We start from the raw sequence: 17,647 nt of genomic DNA on the forward strand, positions 1-17,647 counted from the left end.
GGATCAGCCCTTGAGCCCGGCGAGCACGACGCCGCGCACGATGTAGCGCTGGAGCAGCAGGAAGACGGTGAGCGTCGGCAGCGTCGCCAGGGCGGCGCCCGTCATGATCAGCTCCCACTGGATCTGGGCTTCGACGGCGAAGCTCGAGAGCCCGACGGGGAGCGTGTAGAGTTCCTTGCTGGTGGTCACGATCAGCGGCCAGATGAAGGCCGTCCAGTTGCTCAGGAAGGTGAAAATCGCGAGCGCCGAGAGCGCCGGCGTCACCAGCGGCAACGCGATGCGCCAGAAGATCGCGAACTCGTTGAGGCCATCGATCCGCGCCGCTTCGAGAAAGTCGTTCGGCACCGTCTCGAAGAACTGCTTCATCAGGAAGGTGCCGAAGGCCGTCATCATGCCCGGGAACATGATGCCCCAATAGCTGTCGAGCCAGCCGAAGTTCTTGGCCATGACATACCAGGGAATGACCAGCATCTCGGTCGGGATCATCAGCGTCGAAAGAATCGCCAGGAAGACGAGATAGCGGCCGCGGAACTGGAATTTCGCGAGGGTGTAGCCGACGAGGCTGTCGAAGAAGACGTTGGACAGCGTCACCACCGTCGCGATGGCGAAGGAGTTCAGGAACCAGCGCAGGAAGCGGCCGTCCGAAAGCACGGTGACATAATTATCGAGCGTCGGATGCGCCGGCAGGAAGGCGAGATCATAGACCTCGGATGCGTCCTTGAGCGAGGTCGAGAACATGAAGGCGAGCGGCGCGACCATGAGCACCCCGCCGCCCAGCAGCAGGAGCCAGGCGATGACGCGGCCCGGCTGGAACCGGCTGGGCAGGAGGCGGCTCGGCATGAGGGTCGCGAGCGCGCTCATCAGCGGTCCCTCAGCAGGCGCAATTGCAGCAGCGAGACGGCCAGCAGCACAAGAAAAAGCACCACGGTCTGCGCTGCCGCATAGCCCATCTCGAAGGACGAGAAGGCCGTCTGGTAGATCATCAGCACGAGCGGCTTGGTCGCGTTGAGCGGACCGCCGGGATCGCCGCTGGTCATGTTGTAGACCTGGTCGAAGATGCGCAGGAAGCCGATCGAGGAAAAGACCACGAGGAAGATGATCGTCGGCTTCAGCAGCGGGACGGTGATACGGGTCAGGATGGTGAAATCCGAGACGCCGTCGATGCGGGCCGCTTCATAATAGGTCGAGGGAATGGCGCGAAGCCCGGCGAGGAAAATCACCACCTGGAAACCGAGCCCCGCCCAGATCGCCGGGGCCAGAACGGCGGGCAGCGCCTGCGTCGTCGAACGCAGGAAAGGCTGCTGCGGCAGGCCCATGCTCGCCAGCACATCGTTGATCAGGCCGATCGGCACCGGCTGGTAGAACCAGCGCCAGACCCAGGCCATGGCCGCGGCCGTCGTCAGGAAGGGCAGGAAATACAGCGCCCGGATGAAGCCGTGCATGAAGCGGACGCGGTCGAGATGGTAGGCGATGGCGAAGGCGAGGATCAGGCTGACCGGCGTGCCGATCAGCAGATAGAGCGCCGTGTTGCGGAAGACCTGCCAGAAAGCGACATCGCTCCACAGCCGCTTGAAGTTGGCGAGGCCGACGAAGGCGGGCTTGGACAGCAGGTTCCAGTTGGTCGTCGCGATGTAGAACGCCTCGATCGTCGGATAGAACCGGATCAGCGCGTAGAACAGGATCGGCACGGCCAGGAAGGCCCAGGCCCAGACGACCTGCTTCTGGCGCAGGCTGAGCCCGGACCAGAGGTGGGGCGCAGCGGCGGTGCTGTTCGATGAAGGGCTCATTGCGGCTGATGTACTTTGCAGACCGAAGCGTTCGCAGAGACAAGGCGCGCCGTCATCCCGGGCGAAGCGAAGCGCAGACCCGGGATCCATTCCTGAACCCATCCGATCAGCGCTCCGGAATGGATCCCGGATCGGCGTCGCTAACGCGACTTGTCCGGGATGACGGCGAGGTTCGTGGGCAAGCCGAAAGCTACTTCTTGTAGAACTTGTCGAGGATCGCCTGTTCGGCCTTGGCGGCCTCGGCGAGAGCGGCCTTGGCGTCCTGGTTCTGGATCAGCACGCGGTTGATCATGTCGAGCGAGACCTGGCGCTGGCCCATCTCGTCGACGAAGACGGTGGCCTGCGAATAGGCGAGCGCCTTGAGGAACGGCCCGTAGATCGGATGGTTGAGGTTCTTCTCGGTTTCAGCCGCTTCCTTGCGGGCGGGCAGTTCGCCGACCGTCTCGAGCCAGAGCTGCATCGCCTCGGGCGTGGTGACGAAGGCCAGGAACTTCTTGGCGGCTTCGAGCTTGGGACCCGTCGGCTTGGTGGTGATGGCGTTGACCCAATAGCTGGCGAAGTTCGACTTCTTGCCGTCGGCCGAAGTCGGCAGCTCGGCGACGCCCCATTCGAAGGCCTTGATCGCGCCGAAACCACCGAGGCGGAACGAGCCGTCGATGGTCATCGCGGCGCGGCCGGCGCGGAACGCGGCCTGGCCTTCATCCATGAAGCCGACCTGACCGGCTTTGTGGACGCGCTGGAGATCGGCATACCAGTTCAGCGACCTGGCGCCGGCCTCGCTGTCATAGGCGACCTTGCGGTTGTCGTCGCTATAGGGCTGGCCGCCATTCTGGCGCAGCAGCGTCTCGCGCCACCAATGATAGTCCTGGCCCGGGAAATCGAGCGTGATGCCGGCCGAGAGCATGTTGCCGGCGGCGTCGCGCTTGGTCGTCTTCCTGGCCATGTCGAGAAGCTCCTCGACGGTCTTCGGCGGCTTGGCCGGGTCGAGCCCGGCCTCCTGGAAGAGCTTCTTGTTGTAGAACAGCGCCAGCGAACGCACAGCGGTCGGCAGGGCGTAATATTCGCCGTCGCGCTTCATCGCGGAAACGATCGGATAGAATTCCTTCTCGATCATCGCGGGCGGGAAGGCGTCGCGCGGGAGCGGCTGGATGAACTTCGCACCGACGAAATTGTCGAGCCAGCCATAGAAGAGCTGGACGACGTCCGGTCCCTGGCCGGCCGGCATCGCGGCGGCGATCTTGGTCTGGTAGTCGGCATAGGGGAAGGTGGTGTGCTTGACCTTGATGGTCGGGTTAGCGGCTTCAAAACGCTTGATCAGCTCGGTCATCGCCTTGACGCGCGCGTCGAAGACGTACTGCCAGTACTCAATCTCGACGGTCTGGGCCTTCGCGCCGGCGATCGCGCCGACGGACACCATCAGACCCAACAGCATTCCACGAAAGCTGCGCATGACCCTCTCCCTGTTCTGGCGACGCCCTGCCCCTGCCGTCGCCGTTGCGCCCAGCGTTCAAGACGATCGGCACCGATCGTCGTCCTGCTGTCGCCTCGCTGTCAACCGATTAATTCACTTGAGTTGAATTAATAGTCGGACCACGCTGCCCTCCTGCAATAAACACGGCTGTCCATGCCTCATCGTCGCCCTCCCGCGTCTCGCAGCGTCGCCGTCGGTACCAATCCCGAGCGAACACGCAGCCATAATCGCCGCGTCGTGCTGGAAACCGTGCGCCAGCATGGGCTGCTCGGCCGTTCCGACATCGCGGCACTGACGCTGCTGACGGCTCAGGCCGTCTCGAACATCGTCGCGGAACTGGTCGAAGAAGGCTTCCTGATGGAACAGGGGCGGCGGCGCACGGCACGCGGGCAGCCGCCCGTGGAGCTCGCCGTCAATCCCGATGGCGGAATGACGGCCGGAATGGAAGTCGCGACCGACCACATCACGACGGTGCTCGTCGATCTGACGGGGCAAGTCCGGGCGCAGCGCACCGTTCCACTCGGCGACGCGACGATCGAGGCCGTATGCAGGCTCGCGGCTGCGGAACTCACCCAGGCCCGCCGCGCGCCAGGTCTGCCGAAGCGCCTGCTCGGCTGCGGGGTCGTGATGCCCGGCCCCTTCGAGGTCGAGGGCATGAACTCGGTCGGCTCCTCCCCCCTGCCCGGCTGGGCCGGACAGGACGCCGGGCAGCTTTTGAGCGACGCGCTGGGCGCTCCGGTGACGATCGAAAACGACGCCACGGCGGCGGCCGTCGGCGAGCATCTGCACGGGCTCGGGCGCAATCTCAGGCATTTCTGCCAGATCTATTTCGGCACCGGCCTCGGGCTCGGCGTCATCGTCGCCGGCCAGCCCTATCGCGGCGCTTTCGGCAATGCCGGCGAGATCGGGCATATTCCGGTCGTACGCAGCGGCCTCGCCTGCGCCTGCGGTCAGCAGGGCTGCCTCGAACGCTACGCCTCGGTCCACGCGCTGACCGAGACGCTGCGCGCGGCCGGCATCGCGAATGCAGGACCTGACGAAATCACGAGGCTGCACGAGCAAGGACACCCAGCGCTCCTCGGCTGGATCACGGAGGCCGCAGGGCTGCTCGCGCCGGTCGTCGCGATGCTGGAGAACCTGTTCGATCCCGAGACGGTCATCCTCGGCGGCGGCATGCCCGACGATGTCATCGACGCGCTGATCGCCGCCATGTCTCCCTTGCCGATCTCCGTCGCGAACCGGCCGGGCCGAACGATCGCGCGCGTGCAGCGCGGTGCGACGGGGCGTCTGACCGCGGCGCTGGGCGCGGCAGCACTGCCTTTGCTCGACACCATGGCTCCAAAGCTCGACCGTGTGGCCGTGGTTCAGGACGAGGTGATGACTGAAGACACGGCTCCGGCTGCCTGACCGGCGCCGGAGCATTCTGCGATGCGATCAGGTCGTCGAGCTGGAGCGTGCAGCGCTGTCGAGAAGGCGGGTCAAGGACATTCCGCTTGCCCCCGTCGCTCGCACTTCCATAACGGGCGGCAAGTCGATCGCCGTGCCTTGCATGGTTTCGCCCGTTCGCCGCGGTGACATATCAAGCAAAAATGACGTGGCCTTCGCCCGTGTGGCCTTGTGGGCATCGCGATTGCATCCATGATGCTCAGCCGCGCCGCTCAGCGGCTGCGCACCGGGAGGATGAACCCATGAGACCGAGTTATCGCCTTGCCGCGGCAGCCTTCGCGGCTGCCGTCGTGATACCGGCCGGCCCGACATTCGCGCAGACGCTGCCGCCGGGACCAGTCGTCAACATCACCATGGTGACGCAGCTTTCGCCGACGATCCCGCAATATACCAAGGTCGACATCCCGATGCTGCGCGAGGGCATTCCGGAGAAGAGCGGCGGGCGCATCAAGGTGACGCTGGCGAGCTGGCCCGAACGAGCGCTCACCGGCCCAGAACTGCTGCGCGTGATCCGCTCGGGCCAGATCGACATCGGCGCGCCGGCGCTACCGACGGTCGCGGGCGACGTGCCGATGCTGGAGATGTCGGACCTTGCCGGCATGAACCCCTCGCACGCCCAGTCGCGCAAGGTGATCGACGCGGTGCTGCCGGAGGTCAACAAGGAGCTGGAGCGCTTCGGGGTGCGCATCATCGCGACCTTCCCCTACCCGGCGCAGGTGTTCTATTGCCGCGAGCCGGTGACCAGCCTGGCCGACCTGAAGGGCCGGCGCATCCGCACTGCCGGCGGCTCCTCCAATGATTTCGTCCAGTCGATCGGCGGGCAGCCGACCGCGATCGGCTTTCCCGAGGTCTATGGCGCGCTGGAGCGCGGCGTCGTCGACTGTGCGATCACAGGCACCGCGACCGGCAATGGCGCACGCTGGTACGAGGTGACGAAGCACATGTACGCCCTGCCCGTTTCCTGGGGCAATTCCGCCTATGTCGCCAATCTCGCCTGGTGGAACAAGCTCGACCCCGCCGTGCGCGAGTTCATGCAGGCCACCTTCAAGCAGGTCGAGGACCAGCAATGGGCGCTGGGGCTGGAGGCGACCGAGGACGGCATCGCCTGCAATTCCGGCAAGAAGGAGGGCTGCAGGATCGGCCATGTCGTCGAGAACAGGCCGATGACCGTGACCCGGCCGACCGAGGCCGATATGGCCACCTTGCGTGCCAGCCTGAGCACCGCCGTGCTCCCGGCCTGGGTCAAGCGCTGCGGCGACCGCTGTGGCGACACCTATAACCGGCTGGTCGCCCCGATCACCGGCGTTCGCTACGAAGCCAAGTGAGGAACAGCGCCGCGATGCTCTCGAACGCGATCGTCGCGGCGTCCTTCTGTCGAAGGATGATCGCCAGGCTCGGCGCCTTCATGGGCTACGCCGCCGGTTGGGGGTTCATCCTCTGCGCCGCCTTCATCACCTTCGATGTGCTGGCCAGGCGTTTCCTCGGCTTCTCCTCGCAGGCAACGACCGAACTGACCGGCTACTCGCTCGCCTTCGGCATCTCCTGGGCGCTGGCGCATACGCTGAGCACCCGGGCGCATGTGCGCATCGACGTGCTGATCAACTTCCTGCCCGCCAGAATCCGCTACCCGATGCATCTCCTCAGCCTGGCGGCCCTGGCGGTGTTCATGGGGTTCCTGGCCAAGGGGGCCTGGGAACTCGTCGACGAATCCCTGCTGTTCAGGGCGACGGACATCAGCGTGCTGCGCACGCCGCTCTGGATCCCGCAGGGCCTGTGGACCTTCGGGATCATCGTCTTCCTCGTGCTGATCCTGCTGATGCTGGCCGAGAGCACGCTCCTGGTCGTCGCCGGACGCGGGGCCGAGGCCGAGGCGCTCCTGCACGCGCGAACCTATGACGAGGAGGCCGCCGAGGCGCTGGAGGCGGTCGGCGCGCTCGATGCCCCAGGATATTCGGCCAAGGAGACGGCGCGATGATCGCGATCGTCTTCCTGCTCACGCTCGTCGGCCTGATGGTCGGCATGAGCTTCATGGGCGTCGGCCCCAACACCAATCTGATCGGCGAGGTCCTGCTGCTCGTCGGGCTGTTCCTCGTCTTCTTCGGCGCCGGCATCTATGTCGGGGCCGCGCTCGGCGTGCTCGGGCTGATCATCGGCTTTGCCTTCTCGGACCGTCCGTTCTGGACCTTCATCGGCCAGACCGTCTGGACCCCCTCCTCCAGCTTCGTGCTGGTGGCGGTGCCGCTCTTCCTGCTGATGGGTGAGATCCTGCTGCGCTCGGGCCTGTCGGAGCGGCTCTATCGGTCGCTCAACGTCTGGCTCGACCGGATGCCGGGCGGGCTGCTGCACACCAACATCGCCGCATCAGGCGTGTTTTCGGCGATCTCGGGCTCGTCGGTCGCGACCGCCGCGACCATGGGCTCGGTCGCGCTGCCGTTCTTCCAGGGCTCGCGCTACGATCCCCGGATGGTGCTGGGGTCGCTCGCGGCGGGAGGCGCGCTCGGGAACCTGATTCCCCCCGGCATCACCTTCATCATCTACGGGCTGATCACCGAGACCTCGGTCGGCGCGCTTTATCTCGCCGCCGTCGGTCCCAGCATCTTGGTCGTCTTCCTGTTCGTGCTGGTGATCCTGTGGAAGGCGCGCACGGCCGCGCCGCTGATCGACAAGGACGCGCAGCGCATTCCGCTCGGGGCAAAGCTGCGCAGCCTGGTGGATCTGCTGCCGACCGCGCTTCTGATCCTGATCGTGCTCGGCACCATCTATGGCGGGCTCGCGACCGCGACCGAATCGGCAGCGCTCGGGGTCATGGGGGCCATGGTCTTCGCCGCGATCGAAGGCCGGCTGAACCTCAAGATGCTGAACGCCTCGGCCGAGGCGACGGCGCGCAACACGGCGCTGATCGGGCTGATCCTGTTCGGCGCCTATGTGCTGAATTACGTCTTCGTGGGCCTCGGCGTGCCGCAGGCTCTGGCCAGGCTTGTCAGCGAGATGCCGCTGCCGCCCTGGGCGATCATGCTGCTGATCATCGGGTTCTATCTCGCGCTCGGCACTTTCATGGAGGGCTTCTCCATGGTGGTGACGACGATCCCGGTGGTGTTTCCGGTCGTGGTCGCGCTCGGCTACGATCCGATCTGGTTCGGCGTCATCGTGACGATGCTGGTCGAGATCGCGCTCGTCTCGCCGCCTGACGGCACGGTGCTCTACGTGCTTCAGGGCATGCGCCGCGACGGTGGGCCGATCACCGATGTCTTCTCGGGCGTGATGCCCTTCGTCATCGTCTACATCCTGGCGGTGATCATCCTGATGTGGTTCCCCCAGCTCGCCCTGTGGCTGCCCAAAGCGGTGCAATAGTCAAAAAGCTCGGTTCCACCGCCACAAACCGGCACCAGGCCAACTCTCCAACAATTGTAGAAATTCGGCGACGCCCCCTGAGCGAACATTGCGGGGTAGTGGAACCGGGTTCAGGTGCTGGCGCGGCAAATCAACTCAAGCGGAAGATTTTGCGAAAGTCTCGGCGGTTGAACGCCTTTCAGGCGATAGCGCAGGAGTTGCCCAACGCGTGTCCCGAGATCGTAGGCGTCCATGCTGATCGTGGTGAGCCCGGGTGCGATCTGGCCGGCTGCGTCGTTGTCGCCGAAGCCGAGAATGGCGAGGTCTGCAGGTATGGTGAGCCCGCGAGCGCGGGCCTCGATCAGAGCCCCTGTCGCCAGCAGGTCGTTCGCGCAGAAGACGGCCTCGATTGCCCCGCCTTCGTCGATCAGCCGCCCCAGCGCCACGCGGCCATCGGCGATGCTTTGAACGTCGGGGACTGTGACAGTGTAGCCTAGCGTGATTCCGCAGCGCTCTGCCTCGGCGCTGAAACCCTGGAGGCGCAGAGCGCCACGGCCGCTGTTGCGCCCGATGAAGGCCAACCTGCGGTAGCCCTTCTCAGCCAGATGCCTCGCAGCCATGGCACCGGCATCGACATTGGAGAAGCCGACGAGCATGTCGATCGGATCGCGTGGGAAGGCCCAGGTTTCGACAACCGGTATGGCGAGTTCCCGCAGCGCCTGCCGGTTTTCCTCGAGCTCGATCACCCCGGTGAACATCACGGCAGCCGGCCTGAGGCTGCGCAAAGAGCGCACCATGGCGACCTCCTTCGCATAGGAATAGGAGGTCTGCCCGATCATCAATTCGTAGCCTTCCGGCTCGAGCTGGGCGGCCAGCCCTTGGATGGCGAGGCCGAATTGCTGGCTCATGATGTTCGAGACGAAGGCCGCGACCAGCGTCGAATGGCCGGAGCGAAGCGCCCGCGCATGCGGATTCGATTCGTAGCCGGTACGCTCGATCGCTTCGAGCACCTTCCGTCGCGTGTCCTCGCTCAGCTTTTCCGGCCGGCGGAGCGCGCGCGAAACCGTGATCGGCGAGACGCCGGCCAGACGCGCCACCTCCTCGATGCGAGGCGAGCCTACCGAGGCACGCGCCGCGACAGCCTGCCCCTTGACGCGCACCACGTCGTCGTAAGTCGCATGCCCTTCCGGCTCGTCCGTCATCCAGCCCTCAACCTGCCGCCGCCCCTCAGCCGAGTCCGAGAGCCACGCGATCCAGCCTGCGACCGACTTGGATCAGGCAATCGCCGGCTTCGCTGTCGCTGTGCAGTCGCCGCGAAATCACGATGCCTGAGCTCGCGAAACGCTGCTCGTCCTCGGCCATCTCGAGGCGACCGAAATCATGATACCAGCCGGCGAGGTCGCCTGCCTCCACCTCGGCCCCACAATCCACTGCCGGCTCGAACCAGCCGCGGCGCGTCGCGTAGATCGCCTGAGCATGGCTCTGCAAGGCGAGCAGCGTCATCGGCTGTTCGATCGGCGCATGCGGACCGAGCACCGGCTCCGCGATGCTGCCGAGCGCCAGCAACAGGTTGCTGATGGCGCGCTGCGTCAGAGCCATGCTCTGGGGCGTCACGGTTCCGCCGCCGCCGAACTCGCCGGACAGGCCGATCGCACCGGCGCGCGCAGCGCCCGCCATCGAGGTCGGTGCCTGGGCGCCGTTCTCGGCAACGAAGCCATAGGGCATGCCGAGCCCCTCCATCAGCGTCAGCGCCTTAGCGAAACGCTCCGGTGGACCCTGCCGCTCGACCAGCGCGCAGGGCAGATGCGCCATGGACGTCCCGCCCGAATGCAGGTCGAAGACCACGTCGTGGCGCGGGAACAGCTCCTGTTCGAGAAAATGCGCGATCCGGAAGGTCGGGGCGCCCCCCGCATCTCCCGGGAAGGCCCGGTTGAGATTGCCTTCGTCGAGCGGGGAACGGCGGCGCGCGGCAAAGACTGCCGGAGCATTGGCGAAGGGCAGGATGGTGATCTCGCCCCGCATCATCTCGGGCGTCATGTGCCTGATCAGGCGGGTGAGCGCGATCTCGCCTTCATATTCGTCACCATGGTTGCCGGCCATCAGCAGGACGCGAGGGCCGTCGCCGTTGCGGATGCGGCAGACCGGCACCTTGACCTGGAAATAGGGAGAGCGGTCGACCGAAAAGGGAATGCTGAGATGGCTGAGCGACTTGCCGTTTGCGGCAAAGTCGATCTCGTGGAACAGGCCGGTATGCATGGGGGCACCTTGCTGCGCTGCCGTCGCTGGAGTGAGCCGGCAGCGGCTTTCGGATCAGACGGCAGCGAGCGCCGTCATCTCGACGCGCAGATCGGGGTCTGCGAGGCGGGCCTCGACGCAGGCGCGCGCCGGCGGTTTGGCCTTGTCGATCCAGGCATCGTAGACGGCGTTCATCGCGTCGAAATCGGCGATGTGCGGCAGGAAGACGTTGACCGCAGCGAGCTTCGACTTGTCGGAACCGGCTTCCTTTAGCAGCGCCTCGATCTTGGCGAGCACATCGGCGGTCTGCTCGGCGATGCCGGCCTTGCGGTTGTCGGCGACCTGACCGGCGATGTGGACGACGCCGTGAAGCACGACGGCCTGGCTCATGCGCGGGCCGACCTGGAAACGCTGGATCATGGGACTTGTCTCCGGAAGAAAAGGCCGGCGCCTCGGAAGCGCCGGCCGGGGAATGGCCTTGGCGAGGCCGTGTCAGAGCGTCGGCAGCGTCTGCTCTTCCTTGAACCATTTGAGCTGGAGGGCGCTGAGCTTGCTGTTCAGCTTGTTCGAGAAGATGGCGGTATTGAGCCAGTTGAGCAGGTTCTGCTCGCCCTGGCGCACGCCGATATGGGCCGGCGACTGGCGGATGACGAACTTCATCTCGACCTCCTTGCCGGGGTTCTGATCCATCACCTTGAGCGCGATGGCGCTGTTCTCGGCGAAGGTGTCGGCCTGGCCGGAGAGATAGGCGGCGATAGCGGCCGGGGTGTCCTCGAAGCGCACGACCTTCACGCCCGGCGCATTGTCCGTCAGCCACAGGTCGAGCGTCGTGCCCTTGGCGACGGCGACGGTCTTGCCCTTGAGATTCTCCGGGATCTTGCCGGTGGCGGCAGGGATCGACTTCGGGCCGTAGACGCCGAGATTCACCACGGCATAGGGCTGCGAGAACATGATCTGCTGGGCGCGCTCCGGCGTGGCGCCAAGGCCGGCGACGAGCACGTCGATCTTGTCGGCGAGCAGGCTCGGGATGCGAGCCGCACCCGTGACCGGGACGAGTTCGAGCTTCACGCCGAGGTCGCTTGCGACCAGCTTGGCGAGGTCGGCATCGAGGCCGGCGATCTCACCCTTGTCGTCCTTGAAGCCCCAGGGGGCGGCATCGGTCAGGATGCCGACGCGCAGCTTGCCCGCCTTGAGGACGTCCTGCAGCTTGTCGGCTTTGGCCGCGACGGGCGCAGCAAGGGTTGCGGCGGCGACGAACGCCGCCATCACGGTCTTGGTCAGGCTCATGCTCTTCTCCTCTGAGGGCTCGTGGCAGCCTTGGGATTCGGCTACTTCACCGAGTTGATGAAACTGCGCAGTTCGGGCGTCTGCGGATTGGCGAAGAGCTCGGCCGGTGGCCCCTCCTCCCAGACCTTGCCCTGATGCATGAAGACGATCTTGTTCGCGACATTGCGCGCGAAGCCCATCTCGTGGGTGACGAGGATCATGGTCATGCCCTGGCGCGCCATGTCCTCCATCACCCTGAGCACCTCGCCGACGAGCTCGGGATCAAGCGCGGACGTCACCTCGTCGAACAGCATCAGATGCGGGGCCATAGCGAGGCAGCGCGCGATCGCGACGCGCTGCTGCTGGCCGCCCGAGAGCTGTTCCGGCCACGCGTCGATCTTCTCGGCGAGGCCGACGCGGGCGAGCACGTCGAGTGCGAGCGGACGGGCCCCGGCCTTGCCGACCTTCTTCGTCAGCAGCGGCGCCAGCGTGACGTTCTTCTCCACCGTCAGATGCGGAAACAGGTTGAAGGCCTGGAAGACAATGCCGACGCGCTGGCGGAACTGGCGCAGATTGGCCATGCCGGCGCTGATCGGCTGGCCTTCGACCGTGATCGAGCCGGAATCAATGGTCTCCAGCGCGTTGATGCAACGCAGCAGCGTCGACTTGCCCGAGCCCGAGCGGCCGATGATGGTGACGATCTCGCCTTCCTTGACGTCGAGCGAGACGCCTTTGAGCACCTCGACCGCGCCGAAGCTCTTGCGGACATCCTGAATTTCAACGAGCGCCATTGAGGCGGGCCTCCAGGGAACGGGACCAGAGGGTCAGCGGCAGGCACAGCGCGAAGTAGATCGCAGCGACCACGCTGTAGGTGAGGAGCGGCTGGAAGGTCGCTGCGCTGGTAACCTGCCCTGCGCGGGCGAGTTCGACGAAACCGACGATCGATGCGAGCGATGTGCCCTTGATGAGCTGGACGAGGAAGCCCACCGTTGGCGGCAGCGACAGGCGCAGAGCCTGCGGGCCGATGATGTGGCGGAACTGCTGCCAGGTCGTCAGGCCGAGGCAGGCCCCTGCCTCCCACTGCGCCTGCTTCACCGCCTGGATGCCGCCGCGCCAGATGTCGCCGAGGAACCCCGCCGTATAGAGCGTGTAGGCGACGCTGACCGCGACGAGCGCCGGAACCTCGACGCCGAGGAAGACCGGCATGCCGAAATAGAAGAAGAACAGCAGCCCGAGCAGCGGCAGGCCCTGGATAAGCTGTATCAGCGCCGCGGCGAGCCAGCGCAGCGGGGCGAGGCGGCTGACGCGCATCGTGGCGAACAGGAGCCCAAGCGGCGCGCCGAAGGCAAGCGCCAGCAGCACGAGCAACACGGTCCACTGCAGCGCATGCACCAGCGAGAAAAGGTCGACGAGGCCGAAGGAGCGCATGGTTCGAAGCCCTCAGCGCCTGACCGGCCAGCGGAAGGCGGCGAGACCGACCGCGGCGAAGATCGTCTTGAACGCCATCACCATCGCGAAACAGATCGCGCAGACCACCGCATAAACCTCGAAGCTGCGATAGGTCCGGCTCTCGATGAAGCTCGCCGCATGGAAGAGTTCGCCGGCGGCGACCTGCGACGCCAGCGACGTGCCGAGCAGGAGCAGGACGAACTGACTGGTGAAGGCCGGGTAGATGTTGCGCAGCGCCGGCGGCAACACGACGTGGCGGAAAATCTGCCAGTTGGTCAACCCGAGGCACTGTCCGGCCTCGAGCTGGCTGCGAGGAATCGAATCCAGCCCTGCGCGCACGATCTCGATCGCATAGGCGCCGAAATACAGACTCAGCGCCACAGCCGCCGCCTCGAACGCCGGCAGCTTCAGTCCGAAGCTCGGCAGCACGAAGAAGATCAGGAAGATCTGGATCAGCGAGGGGGTGTTGCGGAAGATCTCGATATAGGCGCGGATGGCGAAGCGCAGCGGACGCGGTCCAGCGCGCATCCGTGTCGCGCCCGCTACGCCGATGACGAGGCCTGCCGTTGCCGCGATCACCGTCAGGGCCAGGGTGACGAGTGCACCTTCGACGAACTGGTCCTGATAGCGCCAGAGCTGCTGAAAGTTCATGCGACCGCCTTCAACCGAAATGCGTGCGCAGCATGCGTGTCACCGTGCCGTCCTCACCGAGACCGAACACCACCCGCCAGCGATCGAGGCAGGTGCAGGGATGCGAGATGCCGAGGCAGAGAACGTCGCCGACCTGCAGTTCGCTCTCCGGCACCAGGTGCAGGAAGGCGTGCTGGTCGTTGAGTTTCACGACCACGGCGCCCTCGGCCAGGCCGGCGATTGCCTCCCCGTCACGATGAACGGAGAGAAGCACCGGCAGGCCCTGATCGAAGGAGACGTCGCGCATGCCGAAACCGGCGATGGCGAGACCCGGCTCAGGCCGCGACAGCACCTCGGCCCAGAGCCGCAGCGCGGGCCGGAAGCTCTTCGCCGCCGACAGCACCTCGTCGCCGATGGAGAGGCCACCGCGCGCATCGAGCGCCGCAAACGCGCGGGCATAGACGCCATGATCGGAGAAGAAGATCGCGCCGCTGCGCAGGAGAAGCGTCGCTCGCCCATCCGCAGCGACGAGCGGAGCGAGCGCGTCGACGACCAGATCGAAATAGGAGGAGCCCCCCGCGCTCACGATCAGCGGCACCTCGGGTGCGGTAGCACGGATCTGGCCGAAGGCCGCTTTGGTACGATCCATCAGGGCCGCGATGGCGACCTGCGTTGCGAACGCGTCAGAGCCGGCGACAGCACCTTCGTAAGTCGCGACACCTGCGAGCCGTAACAGACCCTTGGAGTTGCTCACGGCCGCGATCACAGCCGCCACCGCGTGTTCGTCACGCGCGCCGGCACGCCCGGCGCCGATCTCGACGAGAACCGGAAGTCCCGTCCTGCCGCCTGTTTCGGCGGCCACGGCGAGTGCGGCGACAGCGTCGGAACTATCGGCGAAAGCGACGAGTTCAACCTCGGGATGCGCGGCGAGAAGCGCACCGAGACGCCGGCCTGCCGCCTTGCCGCCGATCTCGTTGGCAAGTAGCAGGCGCGGCTCGCCCGCCTGCATCAACACCGCCGCTTGCTGGAGATTGGCGACTGATGCTCCCCAGGCCCCGGCCCGGCGAAGCTCGGCGACGATCTCGGGCGACATCGGCGTCTTGGCGTGCGGCGCTATGGCGGCGCCATGAGCAGCGAGATAGCGGAAGAACAGAGTGCGGTTGGCGCGAAGCGACGACTCGTCGACGGTCAAGGCGGGCAGAGACAGATCGCCCCGGCTCGGACTGAGCTGCCTCCGGACGAAATTCTCGACGAGCGTCGGATTGGCGAAAGGGACGCCACGAACTGTTGCGTCCAACGCGGTCTCAGCGTTTGCATCAAATTCCGTCATGACGATCACATGTTCCGCGCCTTCCCATATGCCTACCAGCTAGCAGTCGTCATGACAACGTTATCATTCGAGATTTTTATCGGCCGCAAGCGCAGTTGAGGCCATTTAGGAATTCTTGCGAAGGGAGGATTCCTGGATCATCGCGGCCGTCATGGAGCGTTGCTGAGACGGAAATCCGGGCCCGAAAAAGCGCCGACCTTCTACGCGGGCCACACATCTCGTCATGCTCGGGCATTGCCCGCCGGCACTTGCCTCATTGCATGCGCGCGGCGATCAGGCGCTCCGCCTTGCCGGCTTGCTCTCGCCTGAACCGGCAGTCGTGCATCGAATGACCTTCATAGAGATCGCGCGATCGCCACATCGGCTCTTCGCATCGAGACCCCATGCAGTGTGGACGGAGTCGTAGGCTCACACGGCATCACGCCAACGCCGGGATAGTCCGACCCAGCCCGATGCCAGCGGCTTCCTGTTCGAGATGCCTGAGTCTTTGCTTCGCTGCGCCCGAGCGAATGACCGCTCCATATCCATCAAAAATGAAATAATCCCTTTTCATACATTATAGCTGCGCTATGGTTGGCGGAACGAGAGGGGAGCATGCAACGCCATGCCGCAGCCGACGCCCGAGACGACGCCAGACCACCGCTTCAGCTATATGCGGGCCGGAGATCCCGCCGCGCCCGCGCTCGTCTTCCTGCACGGCATCGGCGGCGCCGCACGCGGCTGGCGTCCGCAGCTCGACGCCTTCTGCGATGATTTTCACACCATCGCCTGGGACATGCCGGGCTATGGCGGCTCCCAGGCCATGGCCGAGGTCAGCATCGCGACATTGTCGGTCGCGCTGACGCAGTTCCTGAGCGAACTGCGCCTCGAGAATCCGATCCTCGTCGGTCATTCGATCGGTGGCATGATCGTGCAGCAGCATCTGGCCGATGGCGGGCAGGCGCGCGCCGTCGTCCTGGCGCAGACCAGCCCCGCCTTTGGCCGGCCCGATGGCGACTGGCAGCGCGACTTCATCGCCGCCCGCCTCGGGCCTCTTGATGCCGGTGCGACGATGAAGGGCCTGGCCGAGGAACTGGTCGCTGGGCTGATCGGCAACGATCCCGATCCGGCGGGCGTGGCGCTGGCGCGCGACTGCATGGGCAGCGGCTCGGAGATGAGCTATCGCGCCATGATGCTGGCGCTGATGGGCTTCGACCTGCGCGAGGCGCTCGTCCGCATCGCCGTGCCGACACTCGTCCTCTCCGGGTCGAAGGACGGCAACGCGCCGGCCCCGATGATGGCCAAGATGGCGCAGCGCATTCCCGGAGCGGCCTATGTCGAGCTGGACGGCGTCGGCCATCTCGCCGGCATGGAACGGCCGGATGCGTTCAACGCGGCGTTGCGCCGCTTCCTCGACGACAACGGACTGAGCGGACGGGAGAGCTGAGCCATGGCCGAGACGACGCCACCACAGGACGCCCCGATCTTCGACCCCGCCGGTTTCGGCCTTTCGCCCGCGACGGCCGCCATCGCCGCTCGCGCCCGCGAACTGGGCCGCACCGTCTTCGCCGGGCGCGCCGAAACCTATGACCGCGAGGCCCGGTTCCCGAGCGAAAACTACACCGATCTGCACAAGGCCGGGCTGCTCGGCATCGCCATCCCCGAAAGCCAGGGCGGGCTCGGCGCCGACTATCTGACCTATGCCGTCGCCGCCGCCGAGATCGGCCGATATTGCGGCGCGACCGCGCTGACCTGGAACATGCATGTCTGCTCGACGCTCTGGTCGGGCCCGCTCGTCGACGACCTCGAGATGAGCGAGGCGGATCGCGCACTGCACCAGTCGCGCCGCGCCGTCCACTACAAGCGCATCATCACGGATGGCGCGATCTATTCGCAGCCTTTCTCCGAGGGTGGGGCGGCGGCGGCCGGCGGCGCGGCCTTCGGCACCACGGCGCGTCCGGTCGAGGGCGGCTGGGTCGTCGATGGCAAGAAGATCTTCGCCTCGCTCTCGGGTCATGCCGACTATTACGGCGTGCTCTGCACCGAGATGGCGACTCCGGACGCCAAGCCCTCGCGCCGCAACACGCTCTATCTCGCCATTCCCGCCAAGGCCGCGGGCGTCTCCGTCGTCGGCGACTGGGACCCTCTGGGCATGCGCGGCACGGTCTCGCGCACCCTGATCTTCAAGGAGGTGTTCGTTTCCGACGAAGCGGCGCTGATGCCGCGCGGGGTCTATTTCCAGGCCGCTTCGCGCTGGCCGCACATGTTCCTGACGCTGTCGCCGACCTATATGGGCCTCGCCCAGGCGGCCTATGATTTCACCGTGCGCTATCTGCGCGGCGAGGTGCCGGGCATGCCGCCGGTGAAGCGGCGGATGTATCCGACCAAGCAGATCACGGTTGCCGAGATGCGGATCAAGCTCGAGCAGATCAAGGCGCTGTGGTTCCAGGCCGTGCGCGAGGCTGGGCCCAACCCCTCCAAGGACCAGGTGCTCCGGGCCTATGCGGCGCAGTATTCGACGATGGAGGGCGCCAACGACCTCGCGCGGCTCGCCATCCGCACCTGCGGCGGGCAGGCGATGCTGAAATCGCTGCCGTTGGAGCGGATCTATCGCGACAGCCGCTGCGGCTCGCTGATGCTGCCCTGGACGGCGGAACTCTGCCTCGACAGGATCGGCCGGGAAGCGCTGTACGAAGCTGGCGAGAGCGACGACTGAAGCTGCGC

17 protein-coding genes are annotated in these 17,647 nt (G+C 66.0%); 6 read left to right on the forward strand and 11 right to left on the reverse strand.

The annotated features are described in order from the left end of the window. Positions 1-3: 3 nt before the first annotated feature. From AC1RMY_RS18510 to AC1RMY_RS18520, 3 genes are all read right to left on the reverse strand, one after another. Positions 4-861: a carbohydrate ABC transporter permease gene (locus AC1RMY_RS18510; protein ID WP_492866976.1), complete on the reverse strand. Its 858-nt coding sequence runs from the start codon at positions 859-861 to the stop codon at positions 4-6. Further along, on the reverse strand, positions 861-1,787 hold the full coding sequence (locus AC1RMY_RS18515; RefSeq protein WP_492866977.1) for a carbohydrate ABC transporter permease: 927 nt from the start codon (positions 1,785-1,787) through the stop codon (positions 861-863). Before AC1RMY_RS18515 ends, AC1RMY_RS18510 begins: the two co-directional genes overlap by 1 nt. Before the next feature lie 190 nt (positions 1,788-1,977). Further along, positions 1,978-3,237 carry a sugar ABC transporter substrate-binding protein gene (locus AC1RMY_RS18520; RefSeq protein ID WP_492866979.1) on the reverse strand — a complete coding sequence of 420 codons (1,260 nt, stop codon included), beginning with the start codon at positions 3,235-3,237 and terminating at the stop codon, positions 1,978-1,980. A gap of 174 nt (positions 3,238-3,411) precedes the next feature. Between AC1RMY_RS18520 and AC1RMY_RS18525 the strand changes: the two genes are divergently transcribed. The 4 genes from AC1RMY_RS18525 (at position 3,412) to AC1RMY_RS18540 (ending at position 8,055) form a co-directional block, all read left to right on the forward strand. Next, positions 3,412-4,665: an ROK family protein gene (locus AC1RMY_RS18525; protein WP_492866981.1), complete on the forward strand. Its 1,254-nt coding sequence runs from the start codon at positions 3,412-3,414 to the stop codon at positions 4,663-4,665. A 281-nt stretch (positions 4,666-4,946) separates the two neighbouring features. Beyond that, a complete protein-coding gene (locus AC1RMY_RS18530) occupies positions 4,947-6,029 on the forward strand; it encodes a TRAP transporter substrate-binding protein (protein WP_492866983.1) in 1,083 nt (360 codons plus the stop codon). 14 nt (positions 6,030-6,043) lie between these two features. Then, the gene (locus AC1RMY_RS18535; protein WP_492866985.1) at positions 6,044-6,679 is read left to right on the forward strand and encodes a TRAP transporter small permease subunit; all 636 of its coding nucleotides are present in this window, start codon (positions 6,044-6,046) and stop codon (positions 6,677-6,679) included. Beyond that, positions 6,676-8,055, forward strand: coding sequence for a TRAP transporter large permease (locus AC1RMY_RS18540; RefSeq protein WP_492866987.1), 1,380 nt, complete (start codon positions 6,676-6,678; stop codon positions 8,053-8,055). Before AC1RMY_RS18535 ends, AC1RMY_RS18540 begins: the two co-directional genes overlap by 4 nt. A 110-nt stretch (positions 8,056-8,165) precedes the next feature. Here the strand turns inward: AC1RMY_RS18540 and AC1RMY_RS18545 are convergent, their stop codons facing one another. The 8 genes from AC1RMY_RS18545 to AC1RMY_RS18580 all read right to left on the reverse strand — a co-directional run bounded on the left by AC1RMY_RS18545 (position 8,166) and on the right by AC1RMY_RS18580 (position 14,944). Then, entirely contained in the window at positions 8,166-9,236 is a 1,071-nt protein-coding gene (locus AC1RMY_RS18545) for a LacI family DNA-binding transcriptional regulator (RefSeq protein ID WP_492866988.1), read from the reverse strand. 25 nt (positions 9,237-9,261) lie between these two features. After that, complete coding sequence (locus AC1RMY_RS18550; protein WP_492866990.1) at positions 9,262-10,290, reverse strand: M14 family metallopeptidase; 1,029 nt, start codon at positions 10,288-10,290, stop codon at positions 9,262-9,264. Between the two features lie 54 nt (positions 10,291-10,344). Further along, complete coding sequence (locus AC1RMY_RS18555) at positions 10,345-10,689, reverse strand: RidA family protein (RefSeq protein WP_492866992.1); 345 nt, start codon at positions 10,687-10,689, stop codon at positions 10,345-10,347. A 72-nt stretch (positions 10,690-10,761) separates the two neighbouring features. Beyond that, positions 10,762-11,556: a transporter substrate-binding domain-containing protein gene (locus AC1RMY_RS18560; RefSeq protein ID WP_492866994.1), complete on the reverse strand. Its 795-nt coding sequence runs from the start codon at positions 11,554-11,556 to the stop codon at positions 10,762-10,764. Positions 11,557-11,597: 41 nt separating this feature from the next. After that, complete coding sequence (locus AC1RMY_RS18565; protein WP_492866996.1) at positions 11,598-12,326, reverse strand: amino acid ABC transporter ATP-binding protein; 729 nt, start codon at positions 12,324-12,326, stop codon at positions 11,598-11,600. Beyond that, entirely contained in the window at positions 12,313-12,963 is a 651-nt protein-coding gene (locus AC1RMY_RS18570) for an amino acid ABC transporter permease (protein WP_492866997.1), read from the reverse strand. The genes AC1RMY_RS18565 and AC1RMY_RS18570 overlap by 14 nt, the downstream gene beginning before the upstream one ends. A gap of 12 nt (positions 12,964-12,975) precedes the next feature. Continuing rightward, positions 12,976-13,635, reverse strand: a complete 660-nt coding sequence (locus AC1RMY_RS18575; RefSeq protein WP_492866999.1) for an amino acid ABC transporter permease — start codon at positions 13,633-13,635, stop codon at positions 12,976-12,978. Between the two features lie 10 nt (positions 13,636-13,645). Beyond that, positions 13,646-14,944, reverse strand: a complete 1,299-nt coding sequence (locus tag AC1RMY_RS18580) for an alanine racemase (RefSeq protein ID WP_492867001.1) — start codon at positions 14,942-14,944, stop codon at positions 13,646-13,648. Between the two features lie 604 nt (positions 14,945-15,548). On the opposite strand from AC1RMY_RS18580, the gene AC1RMY_RS18585 reads away from it, so the two are divergent. Both AC1RMY_RS18585 and AC1RMY_RS18590 read left to right on the forward strand, forming a co-directional pair. Next, positions 15,549-16,370 carry an alpha/beta fold hydrolase gene (locus tag AC1RMY_RS18585; RefSeq protein WP_492867003.1) on the forward strand — a complete coding sequence of 274 codons (822 nt, stop codon included), beginning with the start codon at positions 15,549-15,551 and terminating at the stop codon, positions 16,368-16,370. A gap of 3 nt (positions 16,371-16,373) precedes the next feature. Beyond that, positions 16,374-17,639 carry an acyl-CoA dehydrogenase family protein gene (locus AC1RMY_RS18590; protein WP_492867005.1) on the forward strand — a complete coding sequence of 422 codons (1,266 nt, stop codon included), beginning with the start codon at positions 16,374-16,376 and terminating at the stop codon, positions 17,637-17,639. The last annotated feature ends 8 nt before the right edge of the window (positions 17,640-17,647 follow it).

Source organism: Allobosea sp. GW822-FHT03F07 (assembly GCF_058801345.1).